17 protein-coding genes are annotated in these 22,575 nt (G+C 67.0%); 10 read left to right on the top strand and 7 right to left on the bottom strand.

Annotated features, from left to right (window positions below):
* Window positions 1-3: 3 nt before the first annotated feature.
* On the bottom strand, window positions 4-996 hold the full coding sequence (locus ACT3SZ_RS13495) for a DUF368 domain-containing protein (protein ID WP_444619426.1): 993 nt from the start codon (window positions 994-996) through the stop codon (window positions 4-6).
* Window positions 997-1,095: 99 nt separating this feature from the next.
* On the opposite strand from ACT3SZ_RS13495, the gene ACT3SZ_RS13490 reads away from it, so the two are divergent.
* The 3 genes from ACT3SZ_RS13490 (at window position 1,096) to ACT3SZ_RS13480 (ending at window position 6,004) form a co-directional block, all read left to right on the top strand.
* On the top strand, window positions 1,096-2,205 hold the full coding sequence (locus tag ACT3SZ_RS13490) for an isocitrate/isopropylmalate family dehydrogenase (protein WP_444619424.1): 1,110 nt from the start codon (window positions 1,096-1,098) through the stop codon (window positions 2,203-2,205).
* 118 nt (window positions 2,206-2,323) lie between these two features.
* Window positions 2,324-3,793 carry a 30S ribosomal protein S1 gene (gene rpsA, locus ACT3SZ_RS13485; protein ID WP_444619423.1) on the top strand — a complete coding sequence of 490 codons (1,470 nt, stop codon included), beginning with the start codon at window positions 2,324-2,326 and terminating at the stop codon, window positions 3,791-3,793.
* Between the two features lie 174 nt (window positions 3,794-3,967).
* A complete protein-coding gene (locus ACT3SZ_RS13480) occupies window positions 3,968-6,004 on the top strand; it encodes a glucose PTS transporter subunit IIA (protein WP_444619421.1) in 2,037 nt (678 codons plus the stop codon).
* On the opposite strand, the gene ACT3SZ_RS13475 is transcribed toward ACT3SZ_RS13480, so the two are convergent.
* The 4 genes from ACT3SZ_RS13475 to ACT3SZ_RS13460 form a co-directional block, all read right to left on the bottom strand.
* Entirely contained in the window at window positions 5,964-8,015 is a 2,052-nt protein-coding gene (locus tag ACT3SZ_RS13475) for a heavy metal translocating P-type ATPase (RefSeq protein ID WP_444619578.1), read from the bottom strand. The genes ACT3SZ_RS13480 and ACT3SZ_RS13475 overlap by 41 nt on opposite strands.
* 50 nt (window positions 8,016-8,065) lie before the next feature.
* Window positions 8,066-8,677 carry a YdhK family protein gene (locus ACT3SZ_RS13470; RefSeq protein ID WP_444619419.1) on the bottom strand — a complete coding sequence of 204 codons (612 nt, stop codon included), beginning with the start codon at window positions 8,675-8,677 and terminating at the stop codon, window positions 8,066-8,068.
* Between the two features lie 170 nt (window positions 8,678-8,847).
* On the bottom strand, window positions 8,848-9,774 hold the full coding sequence (locus tag ACT3SZ_RS13465) for a MaoC family dehydratase (RefSeq protein WP_444619417.1): 927 nt from the start codon (window positions 9,772-9,774) through the stop codon (window positions 8,848-8,850).
* A gap of 13 nt (window positions 9,775-9,787) precedes the next feature.
* A complete protein-coding gene (locus ACT3SZ_RS13460; protein WP_444619415.1) occupies window positions 9,788-11,125 on the bottom strand; it encodes a 3-oxoacyl-ACP reductase in 1,338 nt (445 codons plus the stop codon).
* Window positions 11,126-11,306: 181 nt separating this feature from the next.
* Between ACT3SZ_RS13460 and ACT3SZ_RS13455 the strand changes: the two genes are divergently transcribed.
* The gene (locus tag ACT3SZ_RS13455; protein ID WP_444619576.1) at window positions 11,307-12,674 is read left to right on the top strand and encodes an acetyl-CoA C-acetyltransferase; all 1,368 of its coding nucleotides are present in this window, start codon (window positions 11,307-11,309) and stop codon (window positions 12,672-12,674) included.
* A gap of 112 nt (window positions 12,675-12,786) precedes the next feature.
* On the opposite strand, the gene ACT3SZ_RS13450 is transcribed toward ACT3SZ_RS13455, so the two are convergent.
* Entirely contained in the window at window positions 12,787-14,067 is a 1,281-nt protein-coding gene (locus tag ACT3SZ_RS13450; protein ID WP_444619413.1) for a DUF4185 domain-containing protein, read from the bottom strand.
* Between the two features lie 66 nt (window positions 14,068-14,133).
* Here ACT3SZ_RS13450 and ACT3SZ_RS13445 point away from each other — a divergent pair, with 66 nt between their 5' ends.
* From ACT3SZ_RS13445 to ACT3SZ_RS13430, 4 genes are read left to right on the top strand one after another with little or no spacing between them, the layout of a single operon-like run.
* Window positions 14,134-14,634: a hypothetical protein gene (locus tag ACT3SZ_RS13445; RefSeq protein ID WP_444619412.1), complete on the top strand. Its 501-nt coding sequence runs from the start codon at window positions 14,134-14,136 to the stop codon at window positions 14,632-14,634.
* A 53-nt stretch (window positions 14,635-14,687) separates the two neighbouring features.
* On the top strand, window positions 14,688-15,269 hold the full coding sequence (gene coaE / locus ACT3SZ_RS13440) for a dephospho-CoA kinase (protein WP_444619410.1): 582 nt from the start codon (window positions 14,688-14,690) through the stop codon (window positions 15,267-15,269).
* 4 nt (window positions 15,270-15,273) lie between these two features.
* Window positions 15,274-17,406, top strand: coding sequence for an excinuclease ABC subunit UvrB (gene uvrB / locus ACT3SZ_RS13435; protein WP_444619408.1), 2,133 nt, complete (start codon window positions 15,274-15,276; stop codon window positions 17,404-17,406).
* Between the two features lie 49 nt (window positions 17,407-17,455).
* Complete coding sequence (locus tag ACT3SZ_RS13430; RefSeq protein ID WP_444619406.1) at window positions 17,456-17,902, top strand: universal stress protein; 447 nt, start codon at window positions 17,456-17,458, stop codon at window positions 17,900-17,902.
* Between the two features lie 38 nt (window positions 17,903-17,940).
* On the opposite strand, the gene ACT3SZ_RS13425 is transcribed toward ACT3SZ_RS13430, so the two are convergent.
* On the bottom strand, window positions 17,941-20,244 hold the full coding sequence (locus ACT3SZ_RS13425; RefSeq protein WP_444619405.1) for a HelD family protein: 2,304 nt from the start codon (window positions 20,242-20,244) through the stop codon (window positions 17,941-17,943).
* 178 nt (window positions 20,245-20,422) lie between these two features.
* Here ACT3SZ_RS13425 and ACT3SZ_RS13420 point away from each other — a divergent pair, with 178 nt between their 5' ends.
* A complete protein-coding gene (locus tag ACT3SZ_RS13420) occupies window positions 20,423-21,856 on the top strand; it encodes an NCS1 family transporter (protein ID WP_444619403.1) in 1,434 nt (477 codons plus the stop codon).
* Entirely contained in the window at window positions 21,853-22,575 is a 723-nt protein-coding gene (locus ACT3SZ_RS13415; protein WP_444619401.1) for an aspartate/glutamate racemase family protein, read from the top strand. Before ACT3SZ_RS13420 ends, ACT3SZ_RS13415 begins: the two co-directional genes overlap by 4 nt.

Here is a 22,575-nt window from a genome sequence, read left to right as displayed (position 1 = left end):
TGCTTAGCCCTGGTGCGCGCGCATACGGCGGCGCTTGGCGACCTGCTCGGCGATGACCATCGCGCCGACGACCGCGGCACCGAGGATGAACAGCAGGACGGCGGTGCCGACCTGGTCGCCGGGGGCCTGCAGGTTGGAGTCGTCGTCCTGCCACGGCCACAGGGCGCGCAGTGAACCGAGCAGCATGCCCGTCATGGTGAACAGGGTCAGCGTGCGGTGTTTGGTCAGCAGGTGCTCCATGACGCGGACGAAGAGCACCAGGCCGGTCAGCGCGCCGAGGCCGAAGACCAGGATGTAGGTGATGTCCAGGTCGCTCACGGCGGTCAGCGTGGCGGAGTAGATGCCGATGGCGTAGAGGAAGAAGGAGCCGGAGACGCCGGGCAGGATCAGGGCGCACACGGCGATCGCGGCGGCGATGAAGACCAGGAACAGGTTCGGGTCGTTGTTCGTCGACGAGGAGAATCCGGTGGCGATGAAGGTGAACAGTCCACCGACGATGAACAGCGGCACGGCCACGGGGAGCCGCCGTTTCAGGTCGGCGGTGTCGATCAGCAGGATCGGCACGACCACGGACACGGCCACCATGCCCAGGAAGAGGCTCTTGGCGGAGATCGGGTGGTCCTCGACGAAGGTGCCGAGGATGCCGGCCAAGGCAAAGACCATGGCGACCATGCCGATGGCCATCGGCAGGAGCAAGGTCCAGTCCACGGACTTGATCTTCCGGACTCCTGCGGGACGGTCCGTGACAAGAAGCTTGAGCCCGTCGAGCATGCGGTTGGCGTTGTAGAGCACCCGCTCGTACACGCCGGTGACGAGCGCGACGGTGCCGCCGGAGATGCCCGGGACGAGTTCGGCCGAGCCGATGAGTCCTCCACGGAGTGCGTTGAGGACGACGGACCCCGGGGTGAAGGGGGTGTTCTCGAAAGCGGGGCGCCGCGAGGTTGCGTGCTCGGCAGGCTGCTCGGTGCCGGGTGAGGTTTCGTTCATGGGCGTCATCGTATCCGGATGATGTGTGGGGTGGTGAAAAGCCCGAAGCGGCCCGCGTGTCAGCCCACCATCGACCGTGGGGCGGAACGGCACCTAGGATGGGTGACCGTGATCACTCCAGCCGACTCGACCGACACACACCACGAACTCACGCTGGGCTACTGGCCCGGGGAGGGCATCGGCCCGGAGATCGTGGCCCCCACCGTCACCGCGACGACCACCGCGCTGCACCACCACGGCGGCATCTCCGTGCGCTGGGTTCCGCTGCTGCTTGGCCGGGAGGCCTTCGAGCAGACCGGTCGAATCCTTCCGGAGCAGACTTGGGAGACGGTGACCGGGCTGGACGGCTGGGTGCTCGGCCCGCACGACAATGCGTCCTACCCGCCGGAGGCGCGCGAGCAGCAGAACCCCTCCGCCGCGCTGCGGGTGCGCGCCCAGTTGTGGGCGAATGTGCGTCCTGTGCGCGGGCTGCCCGGGGCGGTAGTGCCGGACCTGGACGTGGTCGTCGTCCGGGAGAACACCGAGGGGCTCTACGCCGACCGCAATATGTACGCCGGCTCCGGCGACGTGATGGTCACCGAGGACGTCGCCCTGGCGATCGGCACCTTTACCCGCCACGGCGTGCGTCGGATCGTCCGGCACGCAGGACGCGTCGCTGCCGCACGCGGCGGCGTCCTCACGGTCGCGCACAAGGCGAACGTCCTGGCAAGGACGTCCGGGATGTACGTGGAGGAGGCCGAGAAAATGGCGGCCGAGACCGGGGTGGAGCTGAGCCCGGTGCATATCGACGCCCTGTGTGCCGACCTGGTGGTCAACCCTGGGCGGCACCGAACAATCGTGGCGGAGAATATGTTCGGCGATATCCTCTCCGACCTGACCGCAGCCCTGGGCGGCACGCTGGGGGCCGCCGGTAGCGTGAATGCCGGCGACGCGGCGGTGATGGCACAGGCCGCGCATGGTTCCGCGCCGGACATCGCCGGACTGGGCGTGGCGAATCCGGCCGGGCTAATGAATTCAGCGGCGCTGATGCTGCGGCATCTTGGCTGCGAGGATGCCGGTGATGCGCTCAGCGATGCCGTGCGGCACGCACTCGTGCACGCGCCCACCCCCGATGTGGCGGGGGATGCTGGAGTGGCCGTAGGTGCCTCAGGTAGTGCTGGTGCGGGCACTGAAGAGTTCGCGGAGACGGTGTTTGCACAGCTCGGAGGGGTCGTGTAGCCTGCATTCTGTTAACCGTCTGTTCGCAGACGCGCGACGGTGCCGGGAAGCTGAACGCTGGCGAAACGGTGCCCCCTGTCCATCACTAAGAACAATCCGTCTCGGAGCAACTTCACATATGCCCACCAACAACGTTCCTCAGGTAGCCGTCAACGACATCGGCTCCGCTGAGGATTTCCTCGCCGCCGTCGACGCCACCATCAAGTACTTCAACGACGGTGACATCGTCGAGGGTACCGTCGTCAAGGTCGACCACGACGAGGTCCTGCTTGACATCGGATACAAGACCGAGGGTGTCATCCCCTCCCGCGAGCTGTCCATCAAGCACGATGTCGATCCCGGCGAGGTCGTCGAGGTCGGCGACGAGGTCGACGCCCTGGTCCTCACCAAGGAGGACAAGGAAGGCCGCCTGATCCTGTCCAAGAAGCGCGCACAGTACGAGCGCGCCTGGGGCACCATCGAGGAGCTCAAGGAGAAGGACGAGCCGGTCACCGGTACCGTCATCGAGGTCGTCAAGGGCGGCCTCATCCTGGACATCGGCCTGCGTGGCTTCCTGCCCGCCTCCCTCGTCGAGATGCGTCGCGTCCGCGACCTCCAGCCGTACATCGGCCAGGAGATCGAGGCCAAGATCATCGAGCTGGACAAGCAGCGCAACAACGTTGTCCTGTCCCGTCGCGCATGGCTTGAGCAGACCCAGTCCGAGGTCCGCTCCGAGTTCCTGCACCAGCTGCAGAAGGGCCAGGTCCGCAAGGGCGTCGTGTCCTCCATCGTCAACTTCGGCGCCTTCGTCGATCTCGGCGGTGTCGACGGCCTGGTTCACGTCTCCGAGCTGTCCTGGAAGCACATCGACCACCCGTCCGAGGTTGTCACCGTCGGTGACGAGGTCACCGTCGAGGTGCTCGACGTCGACCTGGACCGCGAGCGCGTGTCCCTGTCGCTGAAGGCCACCCAGGAGGATCCGTGGCGCGTCTTCGCCCGGACCCACGCGATCGGTCAGATCGTCCCGGGCAAGGTCACCAAGCTGGTTCCGTTCGGCGCCTTCGTCCGCGTCGAGGAGGGCATCGAGGGCCTGGTCCACATCTCCGAGCTGGCCGAGCGCCACGTGGATGTCCCGGACCAGATCGTCACCGTCGGCCAGGAGCTCATGGTCAAGGTCATCGACATCGATCTCGAGCGTCGTCGTATCTCCCTGTCGCTGAAGCAGGCCGACGAGGACTTCGCCGAGGAGTTCGACCCGTCCAAGTACGGTATGGCCGACTCCTACGACGAGCAGGGCAACTACATCTTCCCGGAGGGCTTCGATTCGGAGACCAACGAGTGGATGGAAGGCTACGACGAGCAGCGTGAGGCATGGGAGGACCGGTACGCCGAGTCCGAGCGTCGCCACAAGACCCACGCCGCTCAGATCGAGCGCCACCGTGCCCAGGCTGCCGAGGCTGATGAGGCTGCCGACAACGGCTCCTACTCCAGCAACTCGGACAAGCCGGCCGCTGCCGCCACCGAGGAGACCACCTCGGACGCCGGTTCGCTGGCTTCCGATGAGCAGCTCGCCGCTCTGCGCGAGAAGCTCGCCGGCTCCGGTGAGTAGTACCGTCTCTTAGCAGACGAGTCAGACCCGGCCCACCCCGAATGCGGGGTGGGCCGGGTCTTTTCTGCTGCGAGGTCCTTATGTTTTGGAGAGCGAAGTTCTACGATGGGTGAGGTGCCGTCCTACCCTTGGGCGGCAGGAACATCCCTCCAGCTCACCCAAGGTGGACACCCGATGGCCTCAGCAGCGACAGACACGTCCCGGCACATTCTCGCGGAGGTGGGCGGAGCGGAAAACGTCTCGTCGCTCACCTACTGTGCCACTCGACTCCGATTCGACCTCGTCGACCGGTCGAAGGTCGACATCGACAGACTCGACAGCGACCCCGCCGTGCTCGGGGTGGTGGAACAGGGGAGTACCGGCCTGCAGGTCGTGATGGGCGGCGGCGTCGCCGACTACTACAACGCGATCGTCAGAGAACCCGGCATGGGTGATGCGGACGCCGAGAGCCGGGCCTCCTCGAAGAAGGAGTACGGGGGAGTCCGCGGCAAGTACGACTGGGTCAACTACTGCTTCGAGTTCCTCTCGGACACCTTCCGTCCCGTGCTGTGGGCGCTGCTCGGTGCCTCCCTGATCATCACCATGCTGGTGCTCGCCGACACCTTCGGGATGCAGGACTTCCGTGCTCCGATGGAGGAGCAACCCGACGGCTACGTGCTGTTGCATGCGATGTGGCGGTCGGTCTTCTACTTCCTGCCGATCATGATTGGTGCGACGGCCGCCCGGAAGCTCGGCGCCAACGAATGGGTCGGCGCGGCCATCCCGGCGGCCCTGCTCACTCCCGAGTTCCTCTCCCTCGGCGACGCGGGGGACACCGTCCAGGTCTTCGGCCTGCCGCTGGTGCTCAACGACTACTCCTCGCAGGTTTTCCCGCCGCTGATCGCGGCTATCGGGCTGTTCTGGGTGGAGAAGGGGCTCAAACGCATCATCCCGCAGTCGGTGCAGATGGTGTTCGTGCCCTTCTTCTCGCTGCTGATCATGATCCCTGCGACGGCATTCCTGCTCGGCCCGTTCGGCATCGGCATCGGCAACGGGATCTCCGAGTTCCTGCTGTGGCTCAACGGTGTCTCACCGTTCATCCTGGCCGTGATCATCCCCTTGCTGTACCCCTTCCTGGTCCCGTTGGGTCTGCACTGGCCGCTGAACGCGATCATGATCCAGAACATCGCTACCCTCGGCTACGACTTCATCCAGGGGCCGATGGGCGCCTGGAACTTCGCCTGTTTCGGCGTCGTCGCCGGTGTGCTCGTGATCTCGATCCGCGAGCGCAACAAGGGTATGCGTCAGGTGTCCTTCGGTGGTCTGATGGCCGGACTGTTCGGCGGTATTTCCGAGCCCTCGCTGTATGGCGTGCTGCTGCGGTTCCGCAAGACCTACATGCGACTGCTGCCGGGATGTCTGGTGGGTGGTGTGATCATGGGCTTCTTTGACGTGAAGGCAAGCGCTTTCGTCTTCACCTCGCTGCTGACCTTCCCCGCGATGGACCCGTGGGGCGGTTACCTGTTCGGTATCGCCGCCGCTTTCATTACCTCGCTGCTGTTGGTGCTGTTCTTCGACTACCGCGGCAAGGACGAGAAGGCGGAGGTGCGTGCGGCGCTGGCCGCGGAGCAGGACGCAGAACGGGACGCCGCGCAGGACGCCGCGCAGGACGCCGCGCAGGACGCAGACCAGGACGCAGCGTCCGGCGTGGTGGCACCTGCCGCGAAACCGGCGCTGGTCCCGGGGACGGTCACCGTGCTGACCACGCCGGTGGAGGGGAAGGTGATCCCGCTGAGTGAGGTGGACGACCCGGCCTTCTCCTCCGGGGCGCTCGGGCAGGGTGTGGCCGTGGAGCCCTCGGGCGACACGGTCGTGGCTCCGGCCGACGGGAAGGTTCTCACCGTGCAGAAGACCGGTCATGCCGTGGGACTGCGGCTGGACAGCGGTATCGAGCTGCTGATCCACATCGGCATCGACACGGTGAAGATGGGTGGTGATGGCTTCGAGGTGCTCGTCGAGAAGAGACAGCGCGTCGAGGCCGGTACCCCGCTGATCCGGTTTGATACCGAGAAGATCCGTGAGGCCGGCTACTCCACCGTGACCCCGGTGGTGGTGGTCAACAGCCGTGCATTCGGTTCGGTTGAGGGGATGCCCGCCCCGCTCGCGGCCTTTGGCGACGACATCGTCACCGTCACTGCTGCGGTGTCCAGCGGCGCAGCAGCTGCGCATTGAGGGCGACGACGACGGTGGAGGCGGACATCAGGATCGCGCCCACGCTCATCGGCAGCACGAAACCGACCGGCGCCAGCACGCCGGCGGCCAGGGGCACCGACACCAGGTTGTAGCCGGCGGCCCACCACAGGTTCTGCCGCATCTTCCGGTAGGCGGCCTGCGACAGTGAGATCACGGAGACCACCGAACGCGGGTCCGAGCTGGCGAGAATCACGCCGGCCGAGCCGATCGCGACGTCGGTGCCAGCGCCGATAGCGATGCCCACGTCGGACGCTGCGAGCGCCGGGGCGTCGTTGACGCCGTCGCCGACCATCGCGACCTTGTGGCCGTCCGCCTGAAGTTCGGCGACCTTCGCTGCCTTGTCCTCGGGACGCACGCCGGCGAAGACACGGTCGATGCCGAGTTCCGTGGCGACGGAGGTCGCCACCGCCTCGGCATCGCCGGTGATCATCACGACCTGTACCCCACGCTCGTGCAGGTCATCGACGGCGGTGCGGGACTCCGGGCGGATGCCGTCCGCCAGTCGCAGTGCACCGACGACACCGCCGTCCACGAGGACGTGGAGGATGATCGCGCCCTCGTCCCGCCACCCGGAGGTGCCAGGCAACGCCGAGGCCTCGCGCTGCTCGAGCAGGTGGGGACCACCGACCTCGACCACACGGCCGTCGACGACCGCGCGCACGCCGACTGCCGGGGAGGACGAGAAGTCCGAGGCCTTGGGAACCTCCAGTCCGCGATCTGCGGCGGCGGTGACGATTGCGTGTGCGAGGGGGTGCTCACTGTCGGTCTCCGCCGCGGCGGCGAGAGCGACGATGTGGTTGTTGTCGAGGTCATTGTCGTCGGGGACGAGCACCTCGGTGACCGTCGGCTCCCCGAGAGTGAGCGTGCCGGTTTTGTCGAACAGCACGGTGTCCACCAAGCGCATCGACTCCAGCGCGAGACGATCCTTGATCAGGATGCCGGAACGGGCGGCACGCTCGGTGGCGATGGACACCACCAGAGGAATCGCGAGGCCCAGCGCGTGGGGGCAGGCGATGACCAGCACGGTGATCGTGCGCACCACGGCGTCCTCGGGGCGTCCGGCCGCCGACCACACGACCGCGGTAATGATGGCGGCTCCCAGGGCGAACCAGAACAACCAACCGGCGGCGGTGTCCGCCAGGCGCTGGGCCCGCGACGAGGAACTTTGTGCCTCGGAGACCAGCGTGCGGATGCCGGCCAGCGTGGTGTCCTCGCCGACGGCGGTGATCTCTACCCGCAGGCCGGAGTCCGTGGCGACGGTGCCGGCGACCACGGTGTCCCCGACGCCGCGGCGCACTGTGGCGGACTCGCCGGTGACCATCGACTCGTCCATCGACGCCGAACCGTCCACCACCGTGCCGTCGGCCGGGACGGCGGCACCGGGCCGGACGATGACGACGTCGTGCAGGCCCAGTTCGTCGGGGGAGACGGTCGTGACCGAACCGTCCTGCGCGAGGCGCTCGGCCTCATCCGGCAGCAGTGCCGCCAGCGAGTCCAGCGCGGAGGACGTCTGCGCGAGCGAGCGCATCTCGATCCAGTGGCCGAGCAGCATGATCACGACCAGCAGCGCGAGTTCCCACCAGAAGTCCAGGTCATGGCTGAGCACATTGAGGCTCGCGCCCCACGATGAGACAAAGGCGACGGTGATGGCCAAGGCGATGAGGAGCATCATCCCTGGCTTGCGCGACCTGATCTCGTCGACGGCACCGCTGAGGAAGGGGAGCCCGCCCCAGAAGTACATCACCGTGCCCAGTACCGGGGAGATCCAGCCGACCACGGCGCTGTCGGGTAGGCCGTAGCCGACGAGGTCGGCGAACATGGTGTTGAACACCACGACAGGGATCGCCAGGACCAGCATGATCCAGAACAGGCGGCGGAACTTCGCCACGTGGCCAGCGTGGCCGGTGTGGCCGGAATGCCCACCGTGGTCGGCGTGGCCGCCCGTGTGTTCCATATGTTCCGAGTGATTCATGTGGTCCATATGATCCATATGTTCCATGTCGTTCATGGTGCTGCCCTCCTCGTGGTGTGACGCACGGATCAGTTCGCCGCGCGCATCTCACTCTCGGTGACCCACTTGTGGTTGGTCATCGTCATGCCGTCGGACTCGTAGTCGACCATGTACACCGTCTCGTCGGTGGAGCTGTCGATCGTGGCCGTGGCACCCTTCATACCCGTCATGTGGTCGGCTTCGAGGGTGACCGTCGCGCCGTCCTCCAGACGCTCGGAACCGGCGTCGGCGAGCTCCTCCTGGACGACCCACTTGTGGTCCTCGACCGGCTCTCCGCCGGTGGTGGGGGTGTAGGACACCGAGTAGGTGTAGGTGTCGAAGGCGCCGACGACGGTTGCCGTGGCACCCTCCATGCCCGCCATATGGTCGGTGGTCAGGACGACCTCGGTGCCCACCGGGAACTCCGGGTCGGACGCTTCGGCGATGCCCTCGGGGGCGGGGCCGCCGTCGGCCGGGTGGTCCATCTCCATGTCAGAGTCCATGTCCATGCCGTCGTGGTCGCCGTGGCCGGCGGCGGAGCTGGTGGTGCTGGTGTCAGTGGAGCTCTGCTGGCTGTCCTCGGCGGAGGGGGAGCAGGCGGTCAATGACATTGCGGTTCCAATCAGTGTTGCAGCGGTCAGGGCGGTCAGTCGTTTCGACATCGTCGTCTCACTTCCAGTCGGTGGATTACCTATACCCCCTAGGAGTATACCGTCGGGGCCAACGAGTGCCCCCGAGTGTGGGGGAACCGCACCGCAAAAACCCCGCACACCAGGGGTGTGCGGGGTTCGGGGACGGCCGTGACCGGCTACAGCGTCACAGCGTCACAGCGTCAGAGCGAGGAGACCTCGGCGATCGCGTGCAGGGTCTCCAACTTGGAGGCCTTGCGCAGCTGCAGCTTCCAGCCGTCCTCGGTCTGCTCGGTGAAGAACGCGACCGTGGTCGGCAGGACCACGGGCTTGGCGAACTCCACCGCGTAGCGTCCTGCGGACGGAAGGTGGCCCTCGAGTCCGGACAGGATCTTCGCCGCGGACCACATGCCGTGAGCGATCGTCGCCGGGAAGCCGAAGGCCTTGGCGCCGAGCGTGGACACGTGGATCGGGTTCTTGTCGCCCGAGGCGTCCGCGTACTGCTTGATGTCCGTCGGTCCGACCGGCCACGTGGCCATCGGCGTCGGGTCGGACGGGACCTCGGGACGCTCGAAGAGCGAGCCGGTGTCCTCGTCACGCGCGGCGACCGCGGCGTCCGCCGAGGACGACAACTTCGCGCCCTTGGCCAGGAACCCGGAGGTCTGACGCCACACAGGTGCGGAATCATCTTCACCCTCGACGAAGACCTCGGTGACCATATCGATCAGCAGGCCCTTGCGGTGCTTGCGCAGGTTCTCCGCGTGGGTGCGGATGTGCAGCACGTCGTCGACGGTCAGCGGGCGGGTCTGCTCGATGACGTTGGTCAGGTGCACACCACCCACCGCGTTGAAGGGGAAGTCGTCAGTGGACATCACCTTCATCACCAGTGCGAAAGAGATCACGTAGGGGTAGGTGTACGGAAGCTCGTTGCCGAGGCGCAGACCCACCGCCGCGTTGTAGTCGGCGAGGTGGGCGATGTCGATCGTCACGCCCTTGACCTCGAAACCGGTCGACGGGTCCTTCGTGGCTGACCGCTTGGCGCCGACGACGGGAACCATGTTCTTCGCGGCACCCTTGTACTCGGCCATCAGGTCGGGGATGGCGGGGAGTTCCTTGTAGGTGACAGTCACGTGGGGGTCCTTTCTAGGCGCCGAGCAGGTTCTGGCCGCAGACGCGCACGGTGTTGCCCGTGACAGCGTTCGAGGCGTTGCCGGCGAAGTAGGCGATGGTCTCCGCGACGTCCACGGTGTGGCCACCCTGGGCGAGGGAGTTGAGGCGGCGTCCGACCTCGCGGGTGCCGAAGGGCATCGCGTCGGTCATGGCGGTCTCGATGAAGCCCGGGGCGACGGCGTTGACCGTGATGCCCTTGTCGGCGAGCTCCTCAGAGAAGGAGTCGACCAGGCCGACGACGCCGGCCTTGGTGGTCGCGTAGTTCGTCTGACCACGGTTGCCGGAGATACCGGCCATCGAGGACACGCCGACCACACGGCCGCCGTCGGCGAAGCCACCGTTGGCCAGCAGGCCCTCGGTGATGCGCACGGGGGCGACGAGGTTGATGTTCTGCACCATGTTCCAGCGGCCCTCGTCCATGTTGGCGAGCAGCTTGTCGCGGGTCACGCCGGCGTTGTGGACGATGATGTCGACCTTGCCGCCGTGGCGCTCCTCGGCGTGGGTCTTGATCCGCTCGGCGGCGTCCGCGGCGGTGACGTCCAGGGGCAGGGAGGAGCCCTTGACCTCGTTGGCGGTCTCCGCCAGACCCTCGCCGGCGGCGGGGATGTCGACGCAGATAACCTTGGCGCCGTCACGGCCGAGCACCTTGGCGATGTCGGCGCCGATGCCGCGGGCGGCACCGGTGACGACGGCAATCTTGCCGGCCAGCGGGGCGTCCCAGGACTCCGGGGCGGTGGAGGCGTCCGCGGTGACGCGGATGACCTGGCCGTCGACGAAGGCGGACTTGCCGGACAGCAGGAAGCGCAGGGTGGACTCCAGACCGCTCAGGTCGGAGGTCGCCTCCGGTGCGGTGTAGACCAGCTGGGCGGTGGCGCCGCGGCGCAGTTCCTTGGCGACCGAGCGGGTGAAGCCCTCGAGGGAACGCTGCACGATGTGCTCGTCGCGGTCCTTCACCAGTTCGGGGGTGGTGCCGATGACCACGAGGCGGGCGCAGGGGAGCAGCTTGCGCATCTGCGGGTTGAAGAAGTCGAAGAGCTGGTGGAGCTCCTCCGGCTTGGTGATACCGGTCGCGTCGAAGACCAGGGCGGCGCGCTTGGCGTCCGTCCCGGCGTCCACGAACTGGTAGTCGTTGGCGAGCAGCGGCTTGATCCCCGCGGTGAGGCGGCCTTCGCCACCGAGGACGACGGGGCCGTCGAGGGCGGGCTCGCCCTTCTTGTAGCGGCGCAGCGGCTCACCCTGGGGGACGCCGAGCTTTCCAGCGAGCCCGGAATTGACGACCTGGTCGAGCAGGCCCTTATTGGAGGAAGACAACGTTCGTAACTCCTTGGTAGTGGATCTGTTATTCGAAAGCGTACCTACGGCCGCCCGAACAATGTATGTTCACATTTGTACCCTAGTATGTGACCCGGAACCATGTCCCGGAATTCCGTGACGCGGGTTACATGAAGATCTGGGGCCGACCCGGATCCCCCGGTAAGCTACCCGGGGACGTCTGGCACACACCACGACACGACGACACGACAACAACCGATGGAGAGACATCCAGATGACTACTTCGCCTCGTAAGGTCGCCATCCTCGGCGGCAACCGCACCCCGTTCGCGCGCTCCAACAAGGAGTTCGCCAATGCGTCGAACCAGGACATGCTGACCGCTGCCATCAACGGTCTCGTCGCACGCTACGGGCTGCAGGACGAGCAGCTGGGCATGGTTGTCGCCGGTGCCGTCCTCAAGCACGCACGCGATTTCAACCTGACCCGTGAGGTCGTCCTGGGGTCCGCCCTGGACGCCCAGACCCCCGCCTTCGACCTCCAGCAGGCCTGCGGCACGGGTCTCGCCGCCGCCGTCCAGGTCGCGGACGCCATCGCGTTGGGACGCATCGACGCCGGCATCGCCGGCGGCACCGACACCACGTCGGACGCACCGCTGGCCGTCAACGACGAGCTGCGCAAGACCCTGATCAAGGTCAACGCCGCCAAGACCACCGGCGAGCGCGTCAAGCTGCTCGGCTCGGTGCGTCCCTCCCAGTTCGCTCCGGACCAGCCGCAGAACGGCGAGCCGCGCACCGGCCTGTCCATGGGTGACCACGCGGCGATCACCGCCCGCGAGCTCAACGTCTCCCGCGAGGACCAGGACGAGCTGGCCGTCGAGTCCCACCAGAAGCTCGCCGCCGCCTACGACGCCGGCTTCTTCGACGACCTGGTGACCCCCTTCCTCGGCGTGCAGCGCGACACCAACCTGCGTGGCGACTCCTCCGTGGAGAAGCTCGCCAAGCTCAAGCCGGTCTTCGGCAAGAAGGACGCCGCCGCCCACGGCACCCAGGCGACCATGACCGCGGCGAACTCCACGCCGCTGACCGACGGCGCGTCCGCCGTCCTGCTGGCCTCCGAGGAGTGGGCCGAGGCCCACAACCTCCCGGTCAAGGCGTACCTGGTGGACTCCGAGACCGCCTCGGTGGACTTCCTGCACGGCCACGACGGCCTCACCCCGGACGGACTGCTGATGTCCCCGACCTACGCCGTCCCGCGCCTGCTGGAGCGTAACGGCCTGACCCTCCAGGACTTCGACTACTACGAGATCCACGAGGCCTTCGCTTCCCAGACCCTGGCGACCCTGCAGGCCTGGGAGTCCGAGGACTACTGCCGCGACCGTCTCGGCCTGGACGCCCCGCTGGGCTCCATCGACCGCGCGAAGCTGAACGTGAAGGGCTCCTCCCTGGCCGCGGGCCACCCGTTCGCAGCCACCGGTGGACGCATCATCGCCACCGCGGCGAAGACCCTCGAGGAGAACGGCGGCGGACGCACCCTGGTGTCCGTCTGCGCCGCCGGCGGACAGGGCATCACCGCGATCATCGAGCGGTAGATCAGCCCGGCCCCTCACCTCGGTAGAGGGTATCCAGAGAGCAACCCCGAAAGGTCGGTGCGACCGACCTTTCGGGGTTGCTCTCTGCGTGGGGGCGCCCAGCCCAGTTCAATCAGCCCAGCACGCGGTCCAGGTCGGTGCGCATCATGGCGGTGTTGTAGCCCGACCAGGTGGTCATCACGAAGTACAGCGTGGACGGATCCGCGGGGTCCTGCTTCGGCAGCATGAAGGAGCCGTAGGCGTCCGGCACCTGCAGGCGCGACACCACGGTCTTCTTCGACGACCACGGCCCGGTGGGGGACGTCGCCTCGCGCAGGACGATGCCCTCGGTCGACTCGTACATCGCCAGCCAGGTGCCGCGGTGCTCGTCGTACTGCACGGAGAGCTCGGAGACCCGCCCGTCCAGGACGGTGGCCGCGGCGTCGGGCTCATCGGACCAGTCGTCTCCGTCCCAGTACTGCGCCTTCGACCAGTTCGGGAAGTCGTCCTCGGTGATGCGCGCGAGTTTCGCCGAACCGTCCCGGCCGCTTGGGGTGCCGTAGGCGTAGACGTAGTCGGTGTTGTTCTCGCTGTGCTTCGTCAGGGCGGTCATCTGGAAGCCGTCGACGACCGGGCGGTCGTCGGTGATGTCGGTGATCCTGGGGTCCGACGCGGCCTTGGTCGAGGCCCGGGTGGAGTTCTCGACAGGCTTGAAGGTCTTGCCGTCGTCCTCGGAGACCACCGTCTGCGCGTAGTTCGTGGTCCACTGCCCGGCGTTGCCCCAGGAACGCACCGACATGAAGTCCACGTACTGCTTCCCATCGACCTCGATCCCGGAGGTCGGGATCTTGGTGTGCTCGGTGCCCGGCTCTTTCAACGACGAGGGGAGGAACTCCCCGGAGCGTTCACCGTTGGCGGTGCCGTCGAGGTAGAAGCCGTCGGACGGGTTGGTGTCCGTGGAGGAGAACAGCGCGTTGGAGTGCCAACCGCTCAGCCCCGACTCGCAGCCGAAACTGTCGCCGAAGGCGGCGAGGGTGCGGTCGTCCCCGGCGTCCCACATGAACCCGAGGTCCGTGGACGCCAGGCCCAGCGCATGCGTCTGGTCCGGGCTGTTCGGCCCGGTGACCATGTACATGCCCTCCGTCGGACCAGAGAGGTTCGGCAGGTCCCAGGGGGTGTCGTTCGCCCAGGATGTCAACGACCCGGACGTCGACGAACTGCCTGAGCTCCCTGAGCTACCGGTGGACCCGTGGCCCGAGCTGAGCAGGGCGGACGCCCGGTCAATGAGGTTGGGGGAGTAGGTGTCGCACGGTGCCGCGGCGGCCGTCGCGCTACCGAGGACCGCCGCAGTCGCCGCCGTCACGACGGCCGTGAGCGACAGCGACGAGACGCGCTGGAGGGAAGAAGAGAACATGGGGCTCCTGTGAAGAAACGTCACTACTGTGAAATGAGTGTCGGTTGATGACTATAGTTCACACTCATGACCCGTACATCGCTCCGGAAGAATCGACGCCGGCCCGCTCGTCTCGTCGCCACCGGTCTGGCTGCGCTCCTGCTAGCCGTGGGCGCGCCTTTGGCAACCGCCGCCACAGAGGACACCGCCGAGACCACGGAAGACACCGAGGCCACGGAAGGCACTGACGCTGCAGAGGACACTGACGCCGGGGACGCCGACACGTCCCCCGGCCTCCCGGACCCCCAGGGGGTGGACGGTTCGGTCGGCAGTCTCCTCAATCGCGACCTGGGCACCGGCGACCAGGCTTTCTGTGCTGATCTCGGCGCGAAGCTCGCGAAACTCGCCGACCAGTGGGCCACCGCGAACGCCGAGGGGGCGCTCGAGACCGCAGGTGAGTTGCGCTACCTGTTCGCCAACACCAACGCCGCGAACTACCAGTGCCTCACGGCCGCCGGTGCGGCACTGACCTCCTCGGGCAGTGGGTCGCTCACCGGGTCGCTCACCCTGCCGTTGCCGGGGTCCTGACCTTCGCCCACGTGTTCACTGCTACCGCCGGCCGACAGCGCTATCCTTGACTCATGCGCATTATCGGCCTGACAGGCGGCATCGGATCCGGCAAAACAACGGTGGCCGAACGGCTCCGGCAGAAGGGCGCGTTCGTCGTGGACGCGGACAAGGTCGCCCGCGAGATCGTGGAGCCCGGCCAGCCGGCGCTCGCAGAATTGGCGGACGCCTTCGATGGGGTGATCACCGAGGACGGCGGTCTCGACCGTGCCGAACTCGCCCGCCAGGCGTTCGCGACACGCGAGGCTACGGACAAGCTCAACGCCATCACCCACCCGCGAATCCGGGCACGCACCACGGAGCTCTTCGAGACCGCCGCCGCCGAGGGTCGCGAGGTCGTCGTCTACGACATGCCCCTGCTCATCGAGAACGGGGAGACAGAGACCGTGGACACCGTCCTCGTCGTGGACGCCCCGGACGAGACTCGGATCACCCGGCTCGTTGCCAGGGGACTGGACGAGGACGATGCGCGTCGTCGACTCGCCGCCCAGGTCGACCGCGACACCCGACTGGCTGTCGCCGACGTCGTCCTCGACAACGGTGGCGACGTGGAGTCGCTGATCGCCCAGGTCGACGCGTTCTGGGAGAAGGTGTAACCCCATGGCCTTCGCCGCAGAACATCCCGTCCTCTCCGAGTCGGAGTTCCGTCCCGTCGGCGACGTCGAGCGCAGCGATGCACGCTTCGAGGTCATCAGCGACTACAAGCCGGCCGGTGACCAGCCGGCGGCGATCAAGGAACTCGACGAGCGGCTCAACCGGGGCGAGCGGGACGTCGTCCTGATGGGTGCCACCGGTACCGGCAAGTCTGCTACCGCCGCCTGGCTCATCGAGCAGCAGCAGCGCCCGACTCTGGTCATGGCGCCGAATAAAACGCTGGCCGCGCAGCTTGCCAATGAGTTGCGCAGCCTGCTGCCGAATAACGCCGTCGAGTACTTCGTCAGTTACTACGACTACTACCAACCCGAGGCCTATATCGCGCAGTCGGACACTTACATCGAGAAGGACTCCTCGGTGAACGACGACGTGGAACGCCTGCGGCACTCCGCGACGTCCAACCTGCTGTCGCGCCGCGACGTGGTCGTGGTCTCCTCGGTGTCCTGCATCTACGGTCTCGGCACCCCGCAGTCCTACCTGGACCGCTCCGTGATGCTGAAGGCGGGGGAGGAGGTCGAACGCGACCGCTTCCTGCGTCTGCTCGTGGACATCCAGTACGACCGCAACGACGTCTCCTTCACCCGCGGGGCCTTCCGGGTGAAGGGCGACGTGGTCGACATCATCCCCGCCTACGAGGAGCTCGCGGTGCGCGTCGAGTTCTTCGGCGACGAGATCGACAGCCTGTTCTATATCCACCCGCTCACCGGCGACGTGATCCGCGAGGTCGAGGAGATCCGGATCTTCCCGGCGACCCACTACGTGGCCGGACCCGAGCGCATGGAGAAGGCGATGGAGGACATCCACGCCGAACTGGAGGAGCGCGTCGCCGACCTGGAGGGACGCGGAAAACTGCTCGAGGCCCAGCGGCTGCGCATGCGCACCGAGTACGACCTGGAGATGATCCAGCAGGTCGGCTACTGCTCCGGCATCGAGAACTACTCCCGGCACGTCGATCAGCGCGAGGCCGGCTCCGCCCCGGCCACGCTGATCGACTACTTCCCGGACGACTACCTCACCATCATCGACGAGTCCCACGTCACCGTCCCGCAGATCGGCGGCATGTTCGAGGGCGATATGTCGCGTAAGCGCAACCTCGTGGACTTCGGTTTCCGCCTGCCGAGCGCACTCGACAATCGGCCGCTGACCTGGGAGGAGTTCGACGACCGTAAAGGCCAGTGCATCTACATGTCGGCCACCCCCGGCAACTACGAGATTGCCGCGGCCGGCGGCGAGTTCGTCGAGCAGGTCATCCGTCCCACCGGCCTGGTGGACCCCAAGGTCGAGGTGCGCCCGACCGAGGGGCAGATCGACGACCTCATCGAGCAGATCCGCCAGCGCGTGGAAAAGCAGGAGCGGGTGCTGGTAACGACCCTGACCAAGCGCATGGCCGAGGACCTCACGGACTACCTGCTGGAACACGGAGTGCGGGTGCGGTACATGCACTCGGACATCGACACGCTCAAGCGGGTGGAGCTGCTACGCCAGCTGCGACTGGGCGAGTACGACGTCCTCGTCGGCATCAACCTGCTGCGCGAGGGACTGGACCTGCCGGAGGTGTCGCTGGTGGCGATTCTCGACGCGGACAAGGAGGGCTTCCTCCGCTCGGAGCGTTCCCTGGTGCAGACCATCGGACGTGCGGCACGAAACGTCTCCGGCGAGGTGATCATGTACGCCGACAAGATCACCGACTCCATGCAATACGCCATGGACGAGACCGAACGGCGTCGGGCCAAGCAGATCGCCTACAACGAGGAGCACGGCATTGACCCGCAGCCGCTGCGTAAGGCGATCGCCGACATCCTCGACCAGGTCTACGAGAACCGTGGCGACGAAGCCGGCGCTGGCAGTGGGGCGACCGGCTTCGGCGCCGACGTCAGCGTCGCCGGCGGTGACGCCGCGGTCGGCGCGGGGGACACCGCGAACATGGCGCGTCCTGAACTCGAGAAGCTCATTGCCGACCTCTCCTCGCAGATGCAGGACGCCGCCAGGGAGCTGAAGTTCGAGCTCGCCGGACGGCTGCGCGACGAGATCGCGGACCTCAAAAAGGAACTGCGCGGCATGATCGAAGCCGGCATCTGACTGAGGTAGGCTTCATGTGGAAACCATCACCGATCGCAAAGGGCTGGCAGTGAGCGATAGCACCAACTACGAGACCATCGTCGTCGGAACCGACGGATCGTCGTCCTCGGTCCTGGCCGTCAAACGCGCGGCGGCGCTGGCTGCGGCCTTCGACGCACGCCTGGTCATCGGATGCGCCTTCTACAAGAACGCCGAGTCCGCGGTGAAGGCGATCCGTATGGACTCGAAGACCGTCGTCGGCGGCGATCCCGCCCACAGCAACCTCGCCGCCGCCGTGGAGGCGGCCAAGGAGGTCGGCGCGACGAAGATCTCCACCGCCATCAAGGAGGGCGCCCCGGTGGACGCCCTGATGGGCATCGTCACCGACGAGTCCGCCGACCTGCTGATCGTGGGTAACCGGGGGATCAATTCACTGACCGGACGGCTGCTCGGCTCCGTGCCCGCCGACGTGGCACGTCAGTCCGACTGCGATGTGATGATCGTTCACACCGTGTAGGTCCCCACCCGGGGGAGGGGACCGGCCGGTAGGGGGTTCTACCAGGGCAAGGTCTGGTCGTGGACCAGCGTAAGCCCCTGGGTGGAGCGGGTGACCGCGACATAGACGTCGTTGAGTCCCTGGGGTGAGGCGTCAACAATCTCCCCAGGCTCCACGAGTACGACCTCGTCGAACTCCAGGCCCTTGGCACCGTTGACGTCGGAGACCACCACCGACTCCGCGGCATAGGCCTCCTCCAGATCGGCGATGCGCTGCGGTGCCGCGATGACACCCACCAGACCGTCGTCGGCGGCCTCGACGGCACGTTCCACGGCCGTCGCCACGTCCGACAGCGGGAACTCCCGGATCCCGGTACCGGTCTCCCGCAGGCATGCGGGGGTCGCCTGGCCAGGGGAGATCTCCGACTGGATCGCGGTGGCGATCTCCGCGATGTCCGCCGGCGTGCGGTAGTTCACGGTCAGCTCGTGCAGCCTCCACCGGTCCTTGACGAACGGGGAGAGGGCGTCCGCCCAGTCCTCCACGCCCGCCGGGCTGCCCGTCTGCGCCGGGTCGCCGACCAGGGTCATCCACCGGTTCGGGGAGCGCCTGAAGATCATCCGCCACGCCATGGCCGACAGCTCCTGCGCCTCATCGACGATCACGTGGCCGAAGGCCCACGTACGGTCGGCGGCGGCACGTTCGGCCGTGGACATCGAGGAACGCACGCGCTGACGCTCGGCCAGCTGCTCGGCGTCGATGACGTCGTAGGCCATGAGGATCTCGGCGTCCGTACCGTCGTCGAGGTCCTGGTAGGCCGAACCGCTGAGGATATCGAGCGCCTCCTGGGCCTCGTCGACCTGCGACTTCCAGCGGCGTCGCTCCTCTGCTTCAGCCTCCTCGGCCCCAGCGATGCCAAGGATTTCCGCCAACTCGTCGAGCAGCGGGGCATCCGCCTCCGTCCAGTCCTCGGGGGCGTCCTCGCGGACCAAGGCGTCCCGGGTGACGTTGTCGTAGTCGGACGCAGCGGAGTCCACGGCCTCCCGCGACCCGTAGAGACCGGCGAGGACCTCCTCGGCAGTGAGTACCGGCCACAACTCGTCGATGGCTTCGGCGACCGCGGGCTCGGCGGAGAGGTCCTCACGCAACTGGTCGCGGTCCGCGGCGGTAAGCAGATTCTCTCCACCCAACGGGTCCGCGCCGATGGAGTCGGCCATCGCGTCGCGGAGGAGGTCAAGCACCACATCACTAAACCGGTCGCGGGCGAGGTTATGCGGACGGTGCGTCCTGCGCGCCCGGGCGCGTGCCTGGCGGGCGATCTGCGGGGTCAGCGAGACCGTCACCCCGTCGATGAGGAAGTCGACCGGTTCTTCCGGCACCGTCTGGTGGTCCCGGACCGCAGCGGCAAGGATCTCGAGCATTTCCGGGGAGCCCTTGACCTCCTGGGTCGTCAGCGACTCCGCGCTCAGCGGGCGGGCGTCGATCCCGGGCAGCAGGCTGCCTGGCGTGGCCAGCACCACGCCGGTCTCACCCAGGCTGGGCAGCACCTGCGAGATGTAGTCCAGGAACCGACGGTTCGGGCCGATGATCAGCACGCCGGTGTTCGCCAGCTGCTCGCGCCACGTGTACAGCAGGTACGCCGTACGGTGCAGGGCAACCGCGGTCTTGCCCGTCCCCGGGCCGCCCTGCACCACCGTCACCCCGCGGTGCTCTTCGCGGATGATGCGGTCCTGCTCGGCGACGATGGTATCCACAATGTCGTGCATGTGGCGGTCACGCGCGCGGTTGACCGCGTGGAGCAGCGCGCCCTCCTGGGCGACGGAGCCGTCGCGCTCGCCGTCGGAGCGTCCTTCCTGCCCTTCGCCGCCGGAGAGCCGCTCGTCGGCGACATCGGTCACCGTGCGCCCTCGGGTACGGATGTGCCGGCGGGTGTGCACACCCTCCGGGTGCAGCGTGGTCGCCAGGTAGAAGGGGCGGGCCAGCGGGGCGCGCCAGTCCATCAGGAGAGTGCGCATCTCGTCGTCGGCGGTATGCAGGCCGATGCGTCCGATGTAGCGACGGTCGAGCGGTGCCTCGCCGTCGATGTCAGTGACGGGGTTCTCCGGTTCATCGTCCTCGACATCGATACGGCCGAAGAACAGGCCGATCTCCGCGGCGGAGAACTCGTCCAGACGCCCGGCGACCTCGTAAGTCTCGTGGTCGCGCTCCAGCAAAGTCTGCGGCTGGTCGATGTCGGCGCGGCGGCGTTGCGCCCGGCGCATACGGTCGGTGAGACGCTCTCGCGCCTCGTCGACGACCGTCAGCAACTCGTCGAGGTGTTCCTGCTCGGCGGAGATGTCCGGGTGGTCGGAAGCGGTGGTGCTCATGGTCTCCTGAATCTCTTGAACGGGTCCCGTCGGCGTGGCGACAGGAACGACCATCCTACGCCGTGGGCGGCCAGCATCGGCATGCCCCACCTGTTCAGCAGGGACACGAGGGCGAAACATCAATATGCTGTCCTGGTATCAGAGAGATTCATGACATTTCACCGAGAAGGACACCACCGTGACCACAGAGAGAACATCTGAAAGCCCACCTGCGACCACCCCGGATCACGGGCGGCATGAAGGAAAGGGCGCCGGCGAGGAGTCGCTGGCACCGCAGCAGACCCGCATCATGGGCAGGACGTCCTACCTCTTCGCCTGGATGGGCGGCTGCGTGTCGATCGGCACCTTCACCATGGGGTCCTCGCTGGTGGGCACACTGAACCTGGTCCAGGCCATCGTGGCCATGGTCATCGGATGCGTGGTCATCACCGTGGGTCTGACGATCAACGGCGCTGCCGGGCACAGGTGGGGGATCCCCTTCATGGTCCAGGTCCGCAGCTCCTTCGGGTTCGTCGGCACGAAGATCCCAGGTCTGGTCCGTGCCCTGCCCGCGCTGGTCTGGTACGGGTTCCAGAGCTGGGTCGGGGCGATGGCAATCAACTCGATCTCCGACACCCTCTTCGGGTTCAGCAATATCGTCCTGTTCTTCATCCTGTTCCAGGCCCTGCAGATCGCCCTGTCGGTCGCGGGGTTCCAGGGCATCAAGTGGCTGGAGAACATCGGTGCGGTGTTCATCCTCTGCGCGCTGGTCTACATGTTCTTCAGCGTGATTGACCGCTACGGCGCCGAACTCGGCGAGAGCCTGGACGCCGAGGGGTCCTGGGGCCTGCCGTTCTGGGGAGCCACGATGCTCTTCCTCGGAATCTACGCCACGATGATGTTGAACGTCAGCGACTACTCGCGCGAACACTCCACCTCCAGCGGCCCGGCGACGATGTTCTCGCTGTACACCGCGGCGATCCTGCCGGTGACCCTGTTCATGGGGCTCATCGGGCTGATGGTCTCTGAGGCCACCGGGGTCGTCGACCCGATCGACGTGTTCTCCAATGCGGTCGACAACACCCCGCTGCTCGTCATCACGCTCCTGTTCATCGCCTTCGCTCAGGTCACCACCAATGTGCTGAACAACGTGGTTCCGCCCACGTACGTGCTCATGGACATGTTCGGCATGAAGTTCCGCACGGCGGCGGTCCTGGTGGGCGTCCTTGCCCCGGCGACCTTCCCCTGGCTGCTGGTCCGCGACGAGAACGCCGACGGCCTGCAGACCTTCGTGCAGATCTACTCGGCCTTCCTCGGCCCGATCTTCGCGATCATGGTCGTGGACTACTACCTGATCCGTCGCCGCCGACTCGATATCGACGAACTCTACGATTCGCGTGGGCCTTTCCGCGGGGTGAACTGGGCCGCGGTCGTGGCCGTGGTCGTCGGCGTGCTCTCCACCCTGCCGTTCTCCGACGTGGGGTGGTACGTGAGCCTCGTGCCGGCGGCACTGGTTTACTGGGTGCTCATGAGAACCCTGCCGTCCTCCCGTCGTTTCCTGGCGGGCACGAAGGCCGCGGCGGTCGGCGCATCCAACATGCAGGACCCCACCACACAGAAGGAGCGAGCATGAGAATCCTCGTCGTCAACGTCAACACCACCGCCACGATGACCGCCTCGATCGGCGCCCAGGCCGAGGCCGCGGCGTCCGCCGGCACCGAAATCGTGGCGCTGACCCCGCGCTTCGGCGCGGAATCCGTCGAAGGCAACATGGAGAGCCACCTGGCCGCCGTCGGCGTGATGGACGCGGTCTCCCGGTACGACGGGCCGTTCGACGCGGTCATCCAGGCCGGTTTCGGCGAGCACGGCAGGGAGGCGCTCCAGGAGATGCTGGACGTCCCGGTGGTCGACATCACCGAGGCCGCCGGCCACGTCGCGAGCCTGGTGGGGCGCACCTACAGCGTGGTCACCACGCTCGACCGGACCGTCCCGCTCATCGAGGACCGGCTGACCCTGGCTGGGCTCGACCGCACCTGTGCCTCTGTGCGGGCCTCGGGTTTGTCCGTCCTTCAGCTGGAGGAGTCCGCTGAGGCAGCGGTCAAGGCTATCGCCGAGGAGGCCCGGATCGCTGTTGAGCAGGACCGCGCCGAGGTGATCGTCCTGGGCTGCGGGGGAATGGCAGGACTGGACGACGCCGTGCGCGCAGCGACAGGAACTCCCGTGGTGGACGGTGTCGCGGCTGCCGTCCAGTTGGCGGAGTCCCTGGTGAACCTCGGGCTCACCACCTCCAAGGTCCGGACGTACGCCGCGCCGCGGCCGAAGCGCATGACCGGGTGGCCCCTGCAGGGCTAG

Origin of the sequence: Corynebacterium sp. AOP40-9SA-29, assembly GCF_052377405.1 — a bacterium.
GTDB lineage: Bacteria > Actinomycetota > Actinomycetes > Mycobacteriales > Mycobacteriaceae > Corynebacterium.
This window is presented reverse-complemented; position numbering and strand designations above follow the sequence as displayed.